The 19,291-nt window shown below is 45.2% G+C and carries 18 protein-coding genes and 1 riboswitch; of the genes, 5 read left to right on the forward strand and 13 right to left on the reverse strand.

The window, feature by feature from the left end:
* The first annotated feature begins 513 nt into the window (after positions 1-513).
* On the forward strand, positions 514-969 hold the full coding sequence (locus R7190_RS22765) for an RNA-binding protein (protein WP_017636066.1): 456 nt from the start codon (positions 514-516) through the stop codon (positions 967-969).
* On the opposite strand, the gene murI is transcribed toward R7190_RS22765, so the two are convergent.
* Genes murI through btuB form a run of 3 tightly spaced genes read right to left on the reverse strand, consistent with a single transcriptional unit; the run spans position 932 to position 4,354 of the window.
* Positions 932-1,735, reverse strand: coding sequence for a glutamate racemase (gene murI / locus R7190_RS22770; protein ID WP_132937310.1), 804 nt, complete (start codon positions 1,733-1,735; stop codon positions 932-934). The genes R7190_RS22765 and murI overlap by 38 nt on opposite strands.
* Positions 1,736-1,766: 31 nt before the next feature.
* The gene (locus R7190_RS22775) at positions 1,767-2,459 is read right to left on the reverse strand and encodes an adenine nucleotide alpha hydrolase (protein WP_132937311.1); all 693 of its coding nucleotides are present in this window, start codon (positions 2,457-2,459) and stop codon (positions 1,767-1,769) included.
* Positions 2,460-2,518: 59 nt separating this feature from the next.
* A complete protein-coding gene (btuB, locus tag R7190_RS22780; RefSeq protein WP_025768175.1) occupies positions 2,519-4,354 on the reverse strand; it encodes a TonB-dependent vitamin B12 receptor in 1,836 nt (611 codons plus the stop codon).
* A 55-nt stretch (positions 4,355-4,409) separates the two neighbouring features.
* Positions 4,410-4,610, reverse strand: a riboswitch (cobalamin riboswitch).
* 184 nt (positions 4,611-4,794) lie between these two features.
* On the opposite strand from btuB, the gene trmA reads away from it, so the two are divergent.
* On the forward strand, positions 4,795-5,904 hold the full coding sequence (gene trmA / locus R7190_RS22785; protein WP_186584598.1) for a tRNA (uridine(54)-C5)-methyltransferase TrmA: 1,110 nt from the start codon (positions 4,795-4,797) through the stop codon (positions 5,902-5,904).
* 65 nt (positions 5,905-5,969) lie between these two features.
* Here trmA and R7190_RS22790 read toward each other — a convergent pair whose 3' ends face one another.
* Positions 5,970-6,335, reverse strand: a complete 366-nt coding sequence (locus tag R7190_RS22790) for a YijD family membrane protein (RefSeq protein WP_186584597.1) — start codon at positions 6,333-6,335, stop codon at positions 5,970-5,972.
* On the reverse strand, positions 6,335-6,976 hold the full coding sequence (gene fabR, locus R7190_RS22795; RefSeq protein ID WP_005378632.1) for an HTH-type transcriptional repressor FabR: 642 nt from the start codon (positions 6,974-6,976) through the stop codon (positions 6,335-6,337). The genes R7190_RS22790 and fabR overlap by 1 nt, the downstream gene beginning before the upstream one ends.
* 263 nt (positions 6,977-7,239) lie before the next feature.
* Between fabR and sthA the strand changes: the two genes are divergently transcribed.
* The gene (gene sthA, locus R7190_RS22800) at positions 7,240-8,670 is read left to right on the forward strand and encodes a Si-specific NAD(P)(+) transhydrogenase (protein ID WP_186584596.1); all 1,431 of its coding nucleotides are present in this window, start codon (positions 7,240-7,242) and stop codon (positions 8,668-8,670) included.
* Between the two features lie 57 nt (positions 8,671-8,727).
* Here the strand turns inward: sthA and dinF are convergent, their stop codons facing one another.
* The 3 genes from dinF to lexA form a co-directional block, all read right to left on the reverse strand.
* Positions 8,728-10,077 (reverse strand): MATE family efflux transporter DinF, encoded by a 1,350-nt coding sequence (gene dinF, locus R7190_RS22805; RefSeq protein WP_186584595.1) that lies wholly within the window; start codon positions 10,075-10,077, stop codon positions 8,728-8,730.
* 55 nt (positions 10,078-10,132) lie between these two features.
* Entirely contained in the window at positions 10,133-10,927 is a 795-nt protein-coding gene (locus R7190_RS22810) for a class I SAM-dependent methyltransferase (protein WP_025768172.1), read from the reverse strand.
* A gap of 184 nt (positions 10,928-11,111) precedes the next feature.
* The gene (lexA, locus tag R7190_RS22815; RefSeq protein WP_005378682.1) at positions 11,112-11,732 is read right to left on the reverse strand and encodes a transcriptional repressor LexA; all 621 of its coding nucleotides are present in this window, start codon (positions 11,730-11,732) and stop codon (positions 11,112-11,114) included.
* Between the two features lie 368 nt (positions 11,733-12,100).
* Between lexA and plsB the strand changes: the two genes are divergently transcribed.
* Positions 12,101-14,527 (forward strand): glycerol-3-phosphate 1-O-acyltransferase PlsB, encoded by a 2,427-nt coding sequence (plsB, locus tag R7190_RS22820; RefSeq protein ID WP_104979835.1) that lies wholly within the window; start codon positions 12,101-12,103, stop codon positions 14,525-14,527.
* A gap of 64 nt (positions 14,528-14,591) precedes the next feature.
* Here the strand turns inward: plsB and ubiA are convergent, their stop codons facing one another.
* Both ubiA and R7190_RS22830 read right to left on the reverse strand, forming a co-directional pair.
* Positions 14,592-15,446, reverse strand: coding sequence for a 4-hydroxybenzoate octaprenyltransferase (gene ubiA / locus R7190_RS22825; protein WP_005378684.1), 855 nt, complete (start codon positions 15,444-15,446; stop codon positions 14,592-14,594).
* A complete protein-coding gene (locus R7190_RS22830; RefSeq protein ID WP_005378686.1) occupies positions 15,447-15,986 on the reverse strand; it encodes a chorismate lyase in 540 nt (179 codons plus the stop codon).
* A gap of 161 nt (positions 15,987-16,147) precedes the next feature.
* Here R7190_RS22830 and R7190_RS22835 point away from each other — a divergent pair, with 161 nt between their 5' ends.
* Positions 16,148-16,558, forward strand: coding sequence for a flagellar basal body-associated protein FliL (locus tag R7190_RS22835; RefSeq protein WP_005378687.1), 411 nt, complete (start codon positions 16,148-16,150; stop codon positions 16,556-16,558).
* A 62-nt stretch (positions 16,559-16,620) separates the two neighbouring features.
* Here R7190_RS22835 and glpG read toward each other — a convergent pair whose 3' ends face one another.
* The 3 genes from glpG to rpoH all read right to left on the reverse strand — a co-directional run bounded on the left by glpG (position 16,621) and on the right by rpoH (position 19,134).
* Complete coding sequence (gene glpG, locus R7190_RS22840; RefSeq protein ID WP_017636076.1) at positions 16,621-17,463, reverse strand: rhomboid family intramembrane serine protease GlpG; 843 nt, start codon at positions 17,461-17,463, stop codon at positions 16,621-16,623.
* A complete protein-coding gene (gene glpE, locus R7190_RS22845; RefSeq protein ID WP_005378691.1) occupies positions 17,463-17,783 on the reverse strand; it encodes a thiosulfate sulfurtransferase GlpE in 321 nt (106 codons plus the stop codon). The genes glpG and glpE overlap by 1 nt, the downstream gene beginning before the upstream one ends.
* A gap of 493 nt (positions 17,784-18,276) precedes the next feature.
* Positions 18,277-19,134, reverse strand: a complete 858-nt coding sequence (gene rpoH / locus R7190_RS22850) for an RNA polymerase sigma factor RpoH (protein WP_005378693.1) — start codon at positions 19,132-19,134, stop codon at positions 18,277-18,279.
* Positions 19,135-19,291 lie beyond the last annotated feature (157 nt).

Genomic DNA, 19,291 nt, shown 5'->3' on the forward strand with positions numbered 1-19,291 from the left:
GTAATGCTTGAATTGACTGTGCTGAATCCGAAGATTCAATGGTCACTTCGTTTCATTGAAACCTAATTTGATACCGAAGTATCGAATTGGATTATCATCAACGAGTGCCCACACAGATTGATAGGTTCTTATTTTTAAAGAGCTTTTCTAACATTTTCAGCAACTTAGTTGCTCGTCGTTAGGGGTGCGTATCTTACTTCACACCGTGAGAGAGTCAAGCATTTTTTTCAAATTCTTTTTTCTCTCTTCCCGACTCGCTGTGTGACTTTCGTCTCACTCCGTGTCGGTGGATGCGCAGTATAGGGAGTTGAGAAATTAGTACAAGCGTTTTTTGCAAACAAAAAACCAATCGGTCACAAATTAGCCAAAAGTGCGATATTTGCATATTTCTTCGTCACATTTGAGACATATCACAGCAATTGGTTGGAAAAACACCAACCATATACGTAAGATTCATGTGTCTATTCTGTTAATGGACAATCGATCTCTTTATCACTATGTGTAGTAATTAAAATGACGTCTAAAAAAAATCTGATTTTATGTGTTGGGCTGGCCATCGTTGGGGGAATCATCTTCTCTCAATTCATCATCCCACCAGCCTTGAGCTTCCTCATTGGTGTTATCGCTACTGCTTTTCTTTTTTCATTTTCTAGCAAAACACCTGTTCTTCAATCTTCGGATCCTGATCCTTCAACTAAAACGCTGTATGTCGGCAACCTTCCTTATAAGGCCAATGAGAGTCATGTTCGCGATTTGTTTGCTGAATATGGACAGGTCTATGCAGTACGCTTAATGAAAGATAAGCGCACTGGAAAAAGAAGAGGGTTTGGTTTTGTAGTGATGGCTGCGGCAGATGCCAAGCCAGCTATCGCTAAACTTAATGAAAAGGAATATATGGAGAGAACGCTAAAAGTGAGAATTGCGAACGATCCTAAACATCCGGATGGCGGTAAACCTGAACAGGATTAAAACCTAGCTTCTTTAAACAAATGTTCAGTGCATCTTCCTGCCAAGGAGTTGCACTGGCATAAATCGACTTACTTCCCTCTTCTGTATCCTCAATTTCATCACTTAATAGCAATGCTTTTACTCGACGTGCAATCGCTGCGCCTGAATCAATTAAAGTAACGTCCCCACCCAAAGCTTGATGAATCTCCTCTTTGATTAAAGGGAAGTGAGTACAACCGAGCACCGCAACATCGACTTTATCGCGAAGGGGAAGCAGGATATTTGTCAGTTCGTCGAGAGAAACGCTGTTGCCTCGCAACTTCTCTTCGGCCATATCTACCAAGCGAGTTGATCCCACCAGCTCAACTGGTTTGCCTTGCGCAAAGTCCCGTATTAACTCGTGAGTATATTGGCGTGTTACTGTCGCCGGAGTGGCGATCAGCCCTACCCCTTTTGATGCTAAAAGCGATGCGGGTTTAATCGCAGGGACAACACCAACAACGGGAATCGATAAATTTTCGCGTAAGGAAGGAAGCACTATGGTGCTCGCCGTGTTGCAAGCAATGACGACAATGTCGACTTGGTGTTCTTCGACTAAAGAAGATACCAGTTGGTTAACTCGTGAAACGAGTACAGCCTGATCGAGTTCACCATAAGGGTAAGCCTGATTATCGAATAAGTATAAGTAGTCTATCTGGGGCAATAGGCGATGTATCTCTTGGAATACAGAAAGACCACCAACACCAGAGTCAAAAACTAGGACTTTTTTCTTACTTGCTACTCGCACGAGTCTTACCTAAAGAACAGAAACGTTGCGATCATACTGCGTAGATTTGTTTTGGCAATGCTTTAGCATGGTATCTTTGATGGCTGAATCTATCTCCAGATTCTACATTTCGCTTCGTCAACTCGATATGTCCTTGAAAAGATGGCGAAGACGTGACCAATGTGTGAAATTCACCATTTTCCCCACAGGGATCAATTTGACTTGGTAATGACTCTATTAGGGCTTTGTCATACCAGCGACCACACCATTCTGGAGGGAGAACTCTTCCGTCGATGGTGATTAACATCGTTTGAATACCACGCTCTATGATTTCCATCGCTAGTTTCTCGCTGCTCTCCCCTAATAGAGGAAAGACGCATTCCCAGCCAACAGGTTCAATATAGCTGCGTCGGTAATCGGCAATGCCATTACAAAACATATCACCAAATGCGACAGCTTCTATGTTCAGACCACTACTTTGTAATCCATTAACGATGGTCGATTGATAAATGTCGTTACTTGGAAAGATTTCATGTAGCTCGATAGTAATGAGCGGAAGCGCAAGTAAGTCTGCTTGCATTTGTACGACTTCAAGCGGAGTTGCTTGGAAAGGGACTTCTTTCCCTACGTAAGTCGTGTACAAACCGACAACTTGATAATTTGGATTCTCGTTAAGGCGCTCAAGCGTTAATGTCGAATCTTTACCACTGGACCAGCTGATCACAACTCGCTTGGGTTTCTTCATTCGATTTTCCACCACAAAATATTAAAAACCGCCCGAAGGCGGTTTGTGCTCATTCACGATTAGAATTCGTAGCCAACGTTGAGATAGTACGCTCGCTCTGCAGCAGGGTAACCTTTTGCCATCTCATACTCTTCATCAAGTAGATTATCGATACGAGCGCTAATAGAGGTCGACTCATTCGGATAGTAAGTCACCGCCGTATCAACCAACGAGTAAGAAGAAAGCGTAATATCTTGTGAAGGCCAAGTGCTGTAATCCACATCTGGACGCTTACCGACGTACTGATAGCTAACCGACCAATCCACTTTATCGAAGCTCACTAAAGCATTCCACTTATACATTTCTTTAGCGCGGCGCTGCAACTGATGCCCTTTATCGTCTTCAGCATCTTTGTAATCTGCACTCAACTGGTGCTGCACAATCCCTGTATCAAACTCAGCAACAAGCTCCACACCTTGGATATGTGTTTCACCATCGACATTCAAATATTTGTATGTGGTTGGATGGTAATCGATAAGATTCGTGATTATATAGTCATAACCCGTTACGGACCAAAAAACGCCTTGGACATCACCGCTGAATGCTAGCTCCCAAGCATCTGACTCTTCCGGTTTCAGATCTTTCTCACCGTATGTTGGGTCATACTGTTGATATAGGTTTGGAGCCTTAAACGCAGTACCAAAAGAGGCTTTAACCCCAAACTCTGGTACAAACTGGTAACCAGCCGCTAAACTGTAAGTGAACTCACTACCGTATTCTTCGTTATCATCAAGGCGAGCACTGCCCTCGAGCATTGCTTTATCAATACTAGTGGTTGCCATACCAAACAGAGCGCCATTGGTCCGATCAAACGTTTTATTCGCACTCTTGTCTTTATAAGACTCGTTGCGCCAATCAATACCACCAGCAAACGTCGTATTGTTGTTTAGCAAGTAACTGTTGGTCCACTGGACATTTTGCTGCTCAAGTTCATCTTCAGTACCTGAGTGTTTGCCTTTTGCTTGCTCATAGTTCCAAGACTTCTGTTTCTGTGCCGTTACTTGTAGTTCTGACATCACATTATCAGACTGATACTTACCGCCCAGAGTGACAGAAAGATCATCTTTTTCTGCTTCGTAGTAACCGCGACTGCCGTAGCTGCTGTCATATTGATAAACATTTTCGTAAGCACGTAGGTTACCAAATGCAGACCACTGGTCATTGAAGTTATGCACGTAACCTAGCAGACCATTCTTTGTATCAAAGCCATGGCGATCACCGTCATTAACTCCCGGTACAGGACGAACGTTATAACCATCATCACTTTCACTACCAAGCGCGATATTTAGCTGGCCGCTCTCTGTGACTTTAATACCAGATGCCACACTCAATTCTTGATAATCTAAACTACCTAAACCCGCACTTAACTTCGTTCCTTCTTCGTCAGCACGCGCAATGGTGATGATATTGATCACGCCACCAATCGCTTCTGAGCCATAAAGTGACGCACGCGCACCACGCACGTACTCAATACGTTGAACGTAAGTAAGTGGGATTTGGTTAAAGTCCACAGCGCCCTTCGCTGCTCGCGCAAAACGTACGCCATCAACCAGTACTAAAACTTGGTCGGAACTGGTTCCACGAACAAATAAAGACGCTAACTGACCACGACCACCATTTTGTGAAACTTGAATCCCCGTAAGGCGACGCAATACATCTGGTAGGGTTTTCGCTTGAATGCGATCGATGTCTTGTCGAGTAACTACTTCGACATCTGCCAACGTACGGCTTTCGGCTTGCTCAAAACGGTTTGCAGTAACAACGATGGTTTCGTCAGTGGAGGTTTCTTGGGCCTGTAGATAAGAGACAGGTGAAAGCAGCGATGCCAAAGTTATCGCCAGTGCGGATTTTCTCATTGTATTGTCCTAAATCGCGTAATTCCTTCCGAGCCCTGTCATCATGACAGTCCAGTGCTGTGGCTCAGTTGTTGGCAGGTATTCGGACTCAAGAGCACGGGTGTACCGCCTACTTGCTCGACTTCCCACATAAACTAATGCAGTGTCTGATGAGCGTTCGTTCTCTTTTACCGCTGCGCGTCAGTTCTGGATTCACACCAGATTCCCATTTCAGCCATCTAGATTGCTAGATAGCACCAACTTGAGGCAAATATTATTCAGCTATTGATTATTTGTCCAGCCAATATTGCCCTTAGAAGTTGTAACGTTTTGATTGATTTTGCTTTCTACTCTGCCTGTACGCACTATCTTTAAATCAATTCCAGTACAAAACTGGACATCCTATTGAGATTGAATAAAATCTGCGCTCTTAAATTGAATGCACCATAAAAGGTAAGATCATGGCTACTCTTGATGTAAACCCACAACGCTACCAAGAACAACTGGCTGAAAAAGTCGAACGTCTCACGGATATGTTCGCGCCATACAACATGCCAGAACTGGAAGTGTTTGAATCACCAGAGCAGCACTACCGCATGCGTGCTGAGTTCCGTGTTTGGCATGAAGGCGAAGATCTTTACTACATCATGTTCAACCAAGAAACTCGTGAGAAGTACCGTGTTGACCAATTCCCTGCAGCAAGCCGTCTGATCAACGACCTGATGCCGCTATTGGTTGAAGCGATGAAAGACAACGACTCACTACGTCGTAAACTGTTCCAAGTGGATTTCCTATCGACGCTAAGTGGTGAGATTCTGGTTTCACTCCTTTACCATCGCCAACTTGATGAAGAGTGGATTGAAAACACGAAAGCCCTTAAACAGCGTTTGAATGATGAAGGCTTTAACCTAAACATCATTGGTCGCGCTCGTAAGATGAAGATTGTCCTAGACCGAGACTACGTTATCGAGAAGCTCGATGTAAATGGTCAAAGCTACATCTACCAACAAGTAGAGAACAGCTTCACTCAGCCGAACGGCAAAGTCGCAGAGAAGATGCTGGAATGGGCGGTCGACTGTACCCAAGAAAGCACTGGCGACCTACTAGAGCTTTACTGTGGTAACGGTAACTTCTCGCTGGCGTTGGCACAGAATTTCGACCGCGTACTGGCAACTGAGCTAGCGAAGCCATCTGTGGTATCTGCACAGTACAACATCGCCGCCAATAAGATTGATAACGTACAAATCTTACGCCTATCAGCCGAGGAATTTACTCAAGCGATCGAAGGTAAGCGTGAATTCCGTCGTCTACAAGATGCAGGTGTAGATCTGAAGAGCTACAACTGCAACACGATTTTTGTCGACCCACCACGTGCTGGGATGGATGTCGATACTTGTAAGATGGTGCAAGGTTACGAGCGCATCATGTACATCTCTTGTAACCCTGAGACTCTAAAAGAGAACTTGGACATTCTATGCGAAACACACAACGTGACGCGTTTTGCTCTGTTTGACCAATTCCCTTATACCCACCACATGGAAGCTGGCGTGCTATTGGAACGTAAAGCTTAGTCCACCAGCTTCAGACAAAAAAAGCGAGCTCAATGGCTCGCTTTTTTTAATTTGATTCGTTTTACTTATTCCGCAGAAGTCTTCTTGCTGACAAAACCTAGCTTCTTACCAATCCATGCGAGTAAGATCATTGAAACCATGATCGCAAAGAAGTTTGAGCCTGCTTCTGGGTATTGCGCTTTAATAAACGCAGAGTGACCAAACGCACCTACGAAGAAACACGCCAAGCCAACTAATGGGATATCTTCTGATACCGGATTATTTAGGTACTCTTGGTAAAGAGCTTGTACAGCCAGTACGAGTGCAATCAATGGGAAGATTGAAAAAGACACTTCACTCATGGTCAACCATGACAACAAAGCATCACCACACATACCTGCAACCAGTGCCAAAATCAGCGTTTTCTTTTCAGATTGATTTCCATTCGACATTATTCTATCCCGCCTTTTAATCGGTTACGTTCACGTTCTTTGCGATACCAATAGGCCCCTTTGGCTATCATTCGCAATTGCATGATCAATCGCTCGGCGAGTTCATCGCGCTCACGTCGATCTAAATCTAAAGCTTCAGCTCCCGAACTGAAAACCAAAGTCACAGACGCTTCTGCTTGAGTATACGCCTCTTCTCTGGTCACGCCGGTGCTCATTAAATACTCGGTTAATTCTGCCGCAAAATGCTGGATTTCTCGAGCAACAGCGGTACGAAATTCAGCAGAAGTGCCGGAGCGCTCACGCAACAACAAACGAAAAACGTTCGGACTACTTTCAATGAATTCCATAAAGGTTTCGACCGAGGTACGAATTACGCTACCTTCTTTCACAATACGTTGACGCGCCTGACGCATCAGTTGACGTAGTAGCAAACCGCCTTCATCGACCATAGTTAAGCCTAGCTCATCCATATCTTTGAAGTGACGGTAAAAAGAAGTCGGTGCAATCCCTGCCTCTCGGGCGACTTCTCGCAAGCTAAGGCTGGAAAAGCTGCGATCCGCACTTAACTGACTAAATGCCGCATCGATCAATGATCGACGTGTCTTCTCTTTTTGCTGTGCGCGGATTCCCATCGATTTCATTCTTAACTTGCTCTTTTTCTGTAGGGTACAAGAGCCTCAATATAACGCAATTTGCTCCTACGGAGAAAGATATGTTGCTTCGCTCGCTCTGAGCGCCGAGAACGTTACTATTGGCATGCATCTAATTGCAATGTTCTCGATGCAATTTATAGACATACAACATACCAAATCACCCTTTTGGTCGATTCTGCGTGATCACTTCCACTCTCTAACAGGCATTACGTGTACCAATAGAGTAAATGAGTTAAAATCGCGCTAAAGCAATGTTAAGCAAATATAACAAGGAAGGCATCATGGCGCATGTTAATCACTATGACGTGATCGTAATCGGTAGTGGCCCTGGCGGAGAAGGGGCTGCAATGGGATTAACCAAAGCGGGACTGAATGTTGCCATTGTCGAGAAAGAAAGCAGTGTCGGCGGCGGTTGTACTCACTGGGGAACTATTCCATCTAAAGCACTGCGTCATGCCGTTAGCCGCATCATCGAATTTAATAGCAACCCGCTATTTTGTCGAAACAACACCAGCGTTCATGCAACATTTTCTGACATTTTAGGTCATGCTAAATCGGTCATTGATAAGCAAACTCGACTTCGTCAGGGCTTTTATGACCGTAACTCATGCACACTTTTGTTCGGAACCGCGCGATTTATCGATAACTACTCAATTGCAGTGATGCAAAGCGACGGTACAGAAGAAATCTATTCTGCGGATAAGTTTGTCATCGCGACGGGTTCTCGCCCGTATCAGCCTAACGACGTAGATTTCTTGCATGAGCGCATCTACGACAGTGATTCCATTCTGAGCCTGAAACACGACCCTCGCCATATCATCATTTACGGTGCGGGCGTTATCGGTTGTGAATACGCTTCTATCTTCCGCGGCCTTGGAGTGAAAACCGACCTTATCAATACCCGCGACCGCTTGTTGGAGTTTTTGGATAACGAAGTGTCAGATGCGCTGTCTTACCACTTCTGGAACAGCGGTGTGGTAATTCGTAATGATGAGACCTATGAAAAAATCGAAGGCACAGAAGATGGCGTGATTATTCACCTACAATCTGGCAAGAAGATGAAGGCAGACTGCTTGTTGTATGCGAATGGTCGAACAGGTAACACCGATAAGTTGAATTTGGGTGCAGTGGGTCTGGAAGCGGACTCTCGCGGACAACTAAAAGTAAACCGTAACTACCAAACCGATATCGAACACATTTACGCTGTAGGCGATGTCATCGGTTACCCTAGCCTTGCAAGCGCCGCTTATGACCAAGGGCGATTTGTCGCACAAGCCATTACGAAAGGTCAGGCAGAAAACTATCTGATTGATGATATTCCAACGGGTATCTACACCATCCCAGAGATTAGCTCTGTGGGTAAAACCGAGCAAGAGCTAACAGCTGCGAAAGTACCGTATGAAGTAGGACGCTCTTCGTTCAAGCATCTAGCTCGTGCACAGATCGCAGGAAAAGACATCGGTAGCTTGAAGATATTGTTCCATCGTGAAACCAAAGAAATTTTAGGGATTCACTGTTTTGGCGAACGTGCCGCGGAAATTATCCACATCGGTCAAGCCATTATGGAACAAAAAGGCTCAGCGAATAACATCGAGTATTTCGTCAATACCACCTTCAACTATCCAACAATGGCCGAAGCGTATCGTGTCGCTGCGTTGAATGGTTTGAACCGCTTGTTCTAATCTATGCTTCTTGATAGCAGACAGAAAAACAGCAGGCTTGGACCTGCTGTTTTTATATCAACATTGTGCTAGGAAGGTATCCTTGTGCCATTGGTAGAGAAAGATAACCCCTAAACCAATACCCCGCATCAACATAAAGCTCGTCATTGCAAACCACAGCGCGTGATTTTCCCACTCGGCGAACAAGTAAAAGACAACGAAGAAACTGCTGGTCGCGACAAACATACTATTGCGCATGTCTTTGCCTTTGGTTGCACCGACAAAAATGCCATCCAATAGAAAGCACCACATCGACGCAAGTGGCATCACCACCAGCCAAGGTAGATACACCGCTGCTTGCTGTTGTACCGCCTCAATTGAAGTGATCATGGCGATCAACTGCGATCCCGCCAAACCAAAGAGCGCGGTCAGTCCTAAACAAATAACCAAACTCCAAAAGAAAGTGCCGACAAGCGATTCACTCAATTGTTGCCTATCTTTGGCACCAATCGCCTTCCCGACCATGGCCTCCATTGCGTAAGCAAAGCCATCCATGCCATACGAGATAATCATCAGGAAGCTCATCAGAACCGCATTTGCAGCGACAACCTCATCACCAAAGCTCGCACCTTGGAACGTCATAAAGCTAAAAGCCGCTTGCAGACACAAAGAGCGCAAGAAAATATCGCGATTCAATTTCACGAAGCGCCCTAAACCGTGTTGAGTGCTGGTTAGCAACTTTTGAGGTGATGGTAATTGCCTCTCTCGCCAGGTTTTCCAGACACACATGAGACCAAAACCCATGCCTGAGTAGTCAGCAATCACCGATGCCAGCGCAGCGCCTTCTACTTTCCACCCCAAACCAATCACAAACAACAAATCGAGGGCAATATTAGTCACGTTGGTGATGATCACCATCCACATTGGTGCTTTGGAATTTTGCGTCCCGAGCAGCCACCCCAACAACACAAAGTTCATTAGCGCAGCGGGGGCACTCCACACACGGATAGAGAAATATTGCATGCCGTAGTGTTTTACCTCTGCGCTGGCGTCACTCCAGCCAAAGATCAAATCAGCAATCGGGTTATGGGCAATAAGGAAGACTAACGCAAACAGCAGTGCCATGAGTGAGCCTTGCATAAACACCAAGGCAAGTTGCTTTCGGTCTTCACCGCCATAGGACTGCGCCGCCAACCCTGTAGTCGACATACGCAAAAAACCAAGCAGCCAAAACGTCACGCTGATCATGGTGCTGCCCAACGCAACACCGCCCAAATACCAAGCGTGGTCTAGATGACCAATCACCGCAGCATCGACCAAACCGAGCAATGGAACAGTAATATTCGACAGCACCATAGGTATCGCTAAAGCTAAGACTTGGCGATGAACTTTTGGGTTAGATAAAGGAGAGAAGATTGAATTTGTCACAGGCACCTCATCAGTAAGATCGACGAGTGTACCTGAGCGCTTAACGACTAGCCAATTACCACTTGATGTGAACGAGGACTGGCGTGAGGCGATGCTTCAACATTGGAATCTTATTAAGCCAACGCTGCCAAGCTTTCCAACGAGAACAGAATCTATCGAATGGCGAGAAAGCTTTCGCCCATTGTGCCCATGGTAACCATTGCAATATCTGTGCTGCAGGCGCTTCAAAGCCATGAGCATAACGATCAGAGCCAAGCTTTTTCCCCCACTTGGTTTCCGTTAAATCTCCTGCCAGCACCATACACAGTTCAGCAGAAACAAAATGTCGACCCAAGGTTTGAATAAATTTCGCGACTTGACGCTCTGTGCAATCGAGCAGTGCCATTTCACATAAAATGAGTACCGGTGCTTGCTCTGGAATGGCTAACGTCTCTAGCCACGACATTTCATCCACACTGCCACAGCGATGTTCATAACGTTCATTTTTGTGGAACAAACGCTGACGCCATACCAAATTTTCCGTCACATCCAGCTCTATCCAATGGCAGCGTCCATTATCCAAACGATAAAAGCGGGTATCCAACCCCGCTCCAACATTGATTATCCAAGCATCGGGATACTGCTGTAAGAAGTGACTAACCTGCTGGTCACAAAGCTGAGTCAGCGTCACGTGCAGCAATTGCTTCTGCGCAATATCACCACTCAAACAGTCCGGCGCCATCTTACAGCTCAAACACGCTTTAGCAGCTATCGGATCGTACACCAAGCCATTGTCGACCATGCTTTCACGGCTACGCAATAACAGTGGCTTTAATAAATGGTTAGGAACTTGATGTTTAGACTGAGACATGGGCATTTCCTGCGCCAGAGAGAAAACATAGACATTAATAAAGATGATAATGAATATCAATTACATTATCAAGCTTATAAATTGGTCAAAACAAACAAGGTCAAGATGATGAGCAAGCTTTTGGAGGAAGTAGAAAAAGAGAAAAGACAAAACAGCCCAGATGAACTGGGCTGCTTAAATGCACTTACATCCAATCGGTATTACGAATAATACCAACGGCTAAGCCTTCTATCGTAAGGTGCTGAGACGTTAAGTCCACTTGAATTGGGGCAAACTCTTCATTCTCAGCATGCAGTAATATGGTTGAACCTTTGCGCTCCAAACGCTTCACAGTCACATCATCATCAACACGCGCAACGACAACTTGACCGTCTCTCACGTCTTGGGTTTTATGCACCGCGAGCAGATCGCCATCCATAATCCCGATGTCTTTCATACTCTCGCCATTTACACGAAGTAAGAAATCCGCTTGCGGTTTGAACATCGCAGGATCGACTTGGTAGTGCGCCTCTACGTGCTCTTGAGCCAAGATTGGCTCACCCGCTGCGACTTGACCAATCAAAGGCAAACCCTGCTCATCATTGGCTGCGTCTTCAAGCAGGATACGAATCCCACGAGAAGCGCCTGGAATAATTTCAATTGCTTGCTTACGAGCAAGCGCTTTTAGGTGTTCCTCTGCGGCATTCGCAGAGCGGAAGCCAAGCTCACGCGCAATCTCTGCACGAGTTGGTGGCATTCCGGTGTCGTCGATTTTACTTTTAATCAAATCGAAGACTTGTTGTTGGCGTGGCGTTAACGGCTTCATGTCTCACCTGTCTTTTTATACAGTTAACTGTGAGTATATCCAGTAAATGCTCAAATGAAAACCCAATTGGTTGTTTTTTAATTTATTTGTGGGGAGCTTTCAGCTTACCGATTAAGTTCATTCTTTATTCGTTTAAAACACCGACTTTTCAGTTAATCAAGTCAAAGCAATAACTTAGGGGTTCGACTAATTTACAGCCAATAAAATTAAAAGGTTTGACCAGTTTCTGGTATCCTTGCAGCGCTTAAATTTTATCGCCTAGGCTTATTTCTATTGCCCTACTCATCTCTTTTTATAGAGAAGACATGCAAAGCGGAAACTGAAATAAGGTTAGGCCTGTTTGAATACCTATTGAGGCTGTGAACTTTATGTCTTCTGGACAATCATTTTCACGTTCATTACTAAAACTACCTTTATCGGTACTGGTAAAGGGCACCACAATCCCGTCGAACCCGATTGAAGATCTGAACATCGACCTAACTAAACCGATTGTATATGCCCTGCCGTTCCGCTCGAACGTGGATTTGCTGACACTGCAAAAACAAGCCATGAGCCTTGGTCTACCCGACCCGCTCAGCCCGCTGGAAATCAATGGCAAAACGCTGAACCGTTTCGTCTTTATCGCTGCGCGTCCAACTGTGATGAACAACGATAATGATGTCCCAACCGATTCTGTTTCTCTGTTCACTGACTTACTGGAACTGCACAAGCTGGATAGTGAGTTGGATGTTCAAATGATCCCTGCAACCGTGCTTTGGGGTCGTAAGCCAGGTAAAGAAGAGAACCAAAAACCTTACCTTCAACCGATGAATGGTCCGCAAAAAGCCAAAGCAGTAATAGCGGCGGGACGCGACTGCTTAGTTCGCTTTAGTCCCGTGGTATCTCTGCGTTATATGGCAGACTCTCACGGTACCGACAGCGCAATTGCGCACAAACTGGCTCGCGTGGCGCGTATCCACTTCTCACGCCAGAAACTGGCTGCTTCAGGCCCAAACTTGCCACAACGCCAAGTGTTGTTTGCTCGTTTACTAAAATCTCCAGCTATTGAACTGGCGATTGCTGACGAAGCCAAGAGCAAAAACATCTCGATTGATAAGGCACGTAAAGAAGCCCACGACATCATGGATGAAATCGCCGCCGACTTCTCCTACAGTCTGGTGAAAAACGGCGACCGCATCCTGAGTTGGTTATGGACAAAACTATACCAAGGTTTGCACATCAATAACGCCTCGACTGTGCGTCGTTTAGCGCAAGACGGCCACGAAATTGTGTACGTTCCGTGTCACCGTAGTCACATGGACTACCTGCTGTTGTCTTATGTTTTATACCATGAAGGCATGGTGCCTCCGCACATTGCGGCAGGCATTAACTTGAACTTCTTCCCGGCCGGTCCTCTTTTCCGTCGCGGTGGGGCGTTCTTTATTCGTCGTAGTTTTAAAGGCAACAAACTGTACTCAACCATTTTCCGTGAGTATCTAGCTGAGCTGTTTGCCAAAGGCTATTCAGTCGAGTACTTCAGTGAAGGTGGTCGTTCACGTACAGGTCGCTTACTGCAAGCGAAAACGGGTATGCTGGCTATGACCATCCAAGCAATGCTACGTGGTCTAAACCGCCCAGTAACACTAGTACCGGTCTACATCGGTTACGAGCACGTAATGGAAGTAGGCACTTACGCGAAAGAGCTGCGTGGCAAACGCAAAGAGAAAGAAAACGCAGGGCTTGTACTGCGTACTCTGCGTAAACTGCGTAACTTTGGTTTGGGCTATGTGAACTTCGGTGAGCCAATTCAGCTCAACCAATACTTGAACGAGCATGCTCCTGAGTGGACGAAAGACATCGACAGCATGGGTGGTAACAAACCACAATGGATGAATCCTGTGGTCAACGACCTTGCTAATAAGATGATGACGCACATCAATGATGCGGCGGCAGCAAACGCGTTGACCTTGTGTGCAACCGCACTGCTTGCTTCTCGTCAACGTGCACTTTCTCGTGACTCGCTGATCAATCAGATCGAGTGTTACTTAAAGCTACTCAAAAATAATCCGTACTCAAGCACCTCCACTATCCCTACCGAAAGTGCTGAGGAGTTGGTCGATCATGCAATTTCGCTTGATAAGTTCGTGATTGAAACCGATAGCATGGGTGACATCATTTCGCTGGACCGTAGCCAATCGATCCTGATGACTTACTATCGCAACAACATCATTCACTTGTTCGCTCTGCCGTCATTAATTGCCCAAATGCTCATTCGTCAGCGCAACCTTTCGGTAGCCAAGATTCAAGCGAATGTCGCGCAAATCTACCCATTCTTGAAGAAAGAGCTGTTCTTAAGTTACCAGGAAGACGAGTTAGATGAATTGGTCGTTAAAACGCTGCATGAATTTGCCGATCAGAAAATGATTAGTCTTGATGGTGATAAGCTAGAGATCAATCAATCGAACAACCAGCCTTTGGTTCTGCTAGGTCGTACGATAACTGAAACGCTGCAACGCTACTCTATCGCGATGAACTTGCTTGTTGCTTACCCTGAGCTGGGTAAATCGGACCTAGAGCAGAAGAGCCAAGATATTGCTCAGCGCCTAGGGCGTTTGCACGGTATTAATGCGCCAGAATTCTTCGATAAAGGTGTGTTTACCGCGATGTTCAATACGCTCAAACAGCAAAAATACCTCGATAACGATGGTAACTGTGACACGAAGAAAACGCAGCAATTTGCACGGCTACTGTTCACTCTGCTTTATCCAGAAGTGAAACTGACGATCGAAGAGAGTATTCACCAACTTCGGTCGTAACCGTTTTACCTTCGTCCAATAAGAAAAAAGGCATCCAATCGGATGCCTTTTTCTATTTCTTCGCTTACCAAAATGCGACCAGTAACCCTATCGCTATCACCATGCCAACATAATTGTTGTTAAGGAAAGCCTTAAAGCACAACTCACGCTCACGGTGACGAATTAAGTGCTGCTGATAAACAAACAACGACGCTGCAATCAAAAGGGTCCAGTAGTAACTTTGTCCCAATTGGTAGAACTGCCCTAACCAAACCAACATCGCGAGTGTAATCAGTTGCAACACACCAATAATAAGCTTGTCATGACGACCAAACAGAATTGCCGTCGATTTAATGCCAATCTTTAGATCATCATCTCGGTCTACCATCGCATATTGAGTGTCGTACGCAATGGTCCACAAAGCATTAATGAGGAACAAAAACCAAACAATTAATGGTAATTCCCCAGTTTGTGCAGCCCACGCCATTGGAATCGCCCAGCTAAAAGCCAAGCCTAAAAATAGCTGTGGAATATGAGTGTAACGCTTCATAAATGGATAGATGAACGCCAACACAATGCCAGCGAAGGATAGCTGAATCGTCAGCGGGTTCATGGTCAGCACTAACAAAAACGAGCTGATACCCAAAACCAAAAATAATCCAATCGCTTCTTTTGCTGTCACTTTCCCTGATGGCAGTGGACGTTGCTTAGTACGCTTTACATGGCCGTCGACTTTGCGATCTGCAAAATCATTAATCACGCACCCCGCACTACGCATTAGGAAAACACCCAATACAAACACGATGAATACATCCCAACTTGGCATCCCTTGGGCTGAGATAATTAGCGCCCAAATCGTTGGCCACATCAGTAACAGTGAACCAATCGGGCGATCCATGCGCATCAGTTGCCAATATGCTTTGGCTTTTTCTGCGGACATTTACACTGTCTCCTTAGCGTAAACTGGTGAATTAGATAAGAATAACTCGGCGACTAGCATCGGTTTGTGATTCATCCACAACCTTGAGCGTCGTGCTAACAAACGTCCTTCTGGTACGGCTACCCATCCCATTTGCAAAGAGTCCCGCTCAACGTTATCTGCGCTAAACACAGTTAGTCCTAATGGGATATCCCCTTGTTGAGCCAAATCATACTGCTGATCAACTAAGGTTGAACGAGGAATCAATGTCCGCCCAATAACCCAGTTATTATTGTCACCGCACAAAATTACCTCTCTCAGTAAGCAATCTTGTTCGGACAATAACTGGCTTTCGTCCTGTTTTAATGTCGCTGCAGTGACGATCTGATTTTGTAGCAATTCTACCGTTAACGCTTGGCAGTGCTGTTTTAAACGACGTGACAAAGACCCTTGCTCTTCAAGCCAATGCTTGGCAAATTCATTTGGAAATTCGAATTCTTCGGGGTTTTGCCACTCTACTTCCAATAAAGAAGCAAGATAGAGTGATGTTGGCTGATTCATACTAGTATTCAATTGGAGGCTTTATGCGTACAATAAAGCAACAACTTACCGTCCATAGTAATGTATGTAACCGTAAGTTCCGTTATTTGTTATAGACGGCCCATTGTATCAAGACTGAAGCGATTCGAATATCGCGATCCAGAGAAAGAAAAGTTAGAAATATGTACAAACGTTATATAGCCCAAATTATTTTTGCGTTAACCATACTATTCGCCGCACCAAGTTGGGCTGAAACGGAAGAAGCTGGACCTAAGTTGGCATACTTTACCCTAGAGCCTGACCTCACTACTAACTTTTACACCAAAGGCAAAAAGTTAGGTTATGTGCAAGTGCGCATCGACATCATGGTAATGAGTCAACAAGATTTATCAGTTGTTGAGCATCACCAACCTTTGATTCGCGATGCAGTGATTGAATTATTGGGTAAGCAAACAGAAGATACGATTAAGTCCCTGTCTGGCCGAGAAGATCTGCGCAAAACCTTAGTGACGACCCTCAACGAAACGCTTTTGCCTGAAACAGGTAAAACCATCATTGCCGATTTGTTGTTTACAAAATACCTTTATCAATAAACCCAAATCCGTTTTGAACATAAAAAAGACCGCTCTTGAGCGGTCTTTTCATTTCATCTGCTTTAGGCTTGCTGTTGGTATTTCATCTTGCCTGAATCAAACAGCGCAATCGCCATCCCCGACAGTAGCCCAACTAAGTGAGCGGTGTTTGCAATCGCCATAAATGGCTGCACAAAACCAAGAACTAACCATACCAACATAAAGACGATGATTGGCTTGGGTAGCGTAAGGCCTAAATGTGGCAAGCGGTAACCCAATATCCACAAATAACCAAGCAGTGCATAGACCACACCAGACAAGCCGCCGAAGTTAGCCCCTTCAACATAGAACTGGCCTGCCCCTGAAAGCGCTGCCGACACCACAAAGAGTTGCAATAGCTTACCGGAACCGAGACGACGTTCGATGTCGCCCCCCAACTGCCACCACCATAGTAAGTTAAACACGATGTGAGTTACTGAAAAGTGCAGTAACGCATGACTTAGCCATCGCCACACTTGCCATTGTTGCCCCTCAAAAGCCGGGAAGTGCAACAACTTAAACACGCCATTGCCAAAGCCAAACATTTGTAACAAGTAGATGATGATACAGACTGTCATGATCAGCAAAGTCATGGGGCCAGCTTTCGCTTTGACCATGCTCATGATACTCGGGCTGGAATAATGAAATGTGCTCTTACGAGTATCGGCAACGTCCCACGAGGCGGCGCTGTATTTTGAATCAGACGGGTTAGCAAGGAACAGCTTAAGTTCGGCTTCCGCTTCTATTTCATGCTGGCTATCAGTCAGCCACAGCGCAAATTGCCCATCCCCTTCAGGCATCATTTCGATGTCAATTTGGCGAGAGGCCATATAATCAATAAAGGCTTGCGCCATACGTGGATTATTTAACGTTACCAATCTCTTCATTAACTTCTCACTATCGGTAGTTCTGCTCGATGCCAGGCTTCAAAGCCACCATCTACACTGTACACCTGTTCAAAGCCTTGGTTAACTAAATATTGCGCCGCACCTTGGCTACTAATGCCGTGGTAACACATCACCAGAATAGGTTGTTCGAACTCCACTTCATCCATAAACGCAACGATCGTATCGTTAGTTAAATGATACGCAGACTCCGCATGCGCAACGGCAAACGATTGAGGGTCACGGATATCTACAAGCTTCGCATCACCCTGCTCGAGCAGCGCTTGCGCACCTTGTACATCGATATGCTTAAACTGATCCATTTACTTTCTCATTGTCTTATTAATATACCCAAGCAACCTCGAACCTAACGTACTAATCAGCACCCGTGGTACAGCATAAAATCCATATTTGAAGCTGCTTGGGTATACTGCCGCTATTGTAACCTATCCAACGGCAAACTTAGACACATGGATAATCAGGTTTTCCAAAAGTGTACACATTCCAACCATTTGTGGATAAAGCTGTGAATTGCGTTGATAAAGTGTATTTGGATCTTTTGATCCACAATATGTAGTGATGATCCTGATCTAACTGTGTGTATATCTATAACTATCCCCAGATGGAAAAGTGCTTGAATCCCTTATTTTGTCCGGGTTTCGAACAGTTGATAAATAATTACTTCACAGAGTTATACACAGGTAGCACATAAAATCCGGATCGCAAACGCTATCGATTTTCGATCGACAATAAAAAAGCCGAGATCACATGATCTCGGCTTTCTATGAAAATCTTACTTTCAATTAGCAGTGGAAATTAAAATTCACCCACGGCCAATTTTAGTTTCTTCATTGCATTTTTTTCTAGCTGGCGAATACGCTCGGCGGAAACACCGAACTCATCAGCTAAGTCTTGCAATGTTGCTTTCTCATCATCTAACCAACGAGAACGCACGATGCGCTGACTACGCTCATCCAAACTCGCTAATGCATGACCCAAGCGATTGTTGGTATGCATTTCCCAGTTGGCGGCTTCAATGTTGTCGGCCACATCAGACGATTTGTCTTCTAGGTATAGCATCGGCGCTGTGTAAGCGTTTGAACTGTCGTCTTCATCAGTTGGCATATCAAAGGTTGAATCCACCGCCGCTAAGCGTGATTCCATCTCGCGAACTTCAGAAGGCTCAACACCTAACTCGCGCGCAACGGTTTCCACTTCACCGTTGTTAAACCAACCCAAGCGCTTTTTCGACTTACGCAGGTTGAAGAACAATTTACGTTGCGCTTTAGTGGTCGCAATTTTCACGATACGCCAGTTACGTAGCACGTATTCGTGGATCTCTGCTTTGATCCAGTGGACAGCGAAAGAAACCAAGCGAACCCCTACTTCTGGGTTAAAACGCTTAACGGCTTTCATTAGACCGATGTTACCCTCTTGCACAAGATCCGCCATTGGCAAACCGTAGCCAGAGTAACCACGAGCAACGTGAACAACGAATCGTAGGTGCGAAAGAATTAGACCTTTTGCAGCCTCAATCTCACCTTTATAGTGTAATCGTTCTGCCAGCTCACGCTCTTCGTCTGCAGTCAGCATTGGGTAGCTGTTTACTGAGCGAATATAGCTATCAAGGCTATCTTGCGTGACTAGAGCCATCGGATACGCTTCTTTTGTCATTCAATTCCTCATCAATCTCTGATCTGGAGCATTACATTGCAATTTAGCTTCGATATCTTGAACTCAAAATGAACAAGTTTCAAGAAGGGGAAGCAATTATCCATAAACATTTGGTCTAAGCAAGGGTTCAAAATTAGCTAGTGCTAATAAAATCCAA

It is taken from the genome of Vibrio sp. 1078-1 (assembly GCF_033340475.1).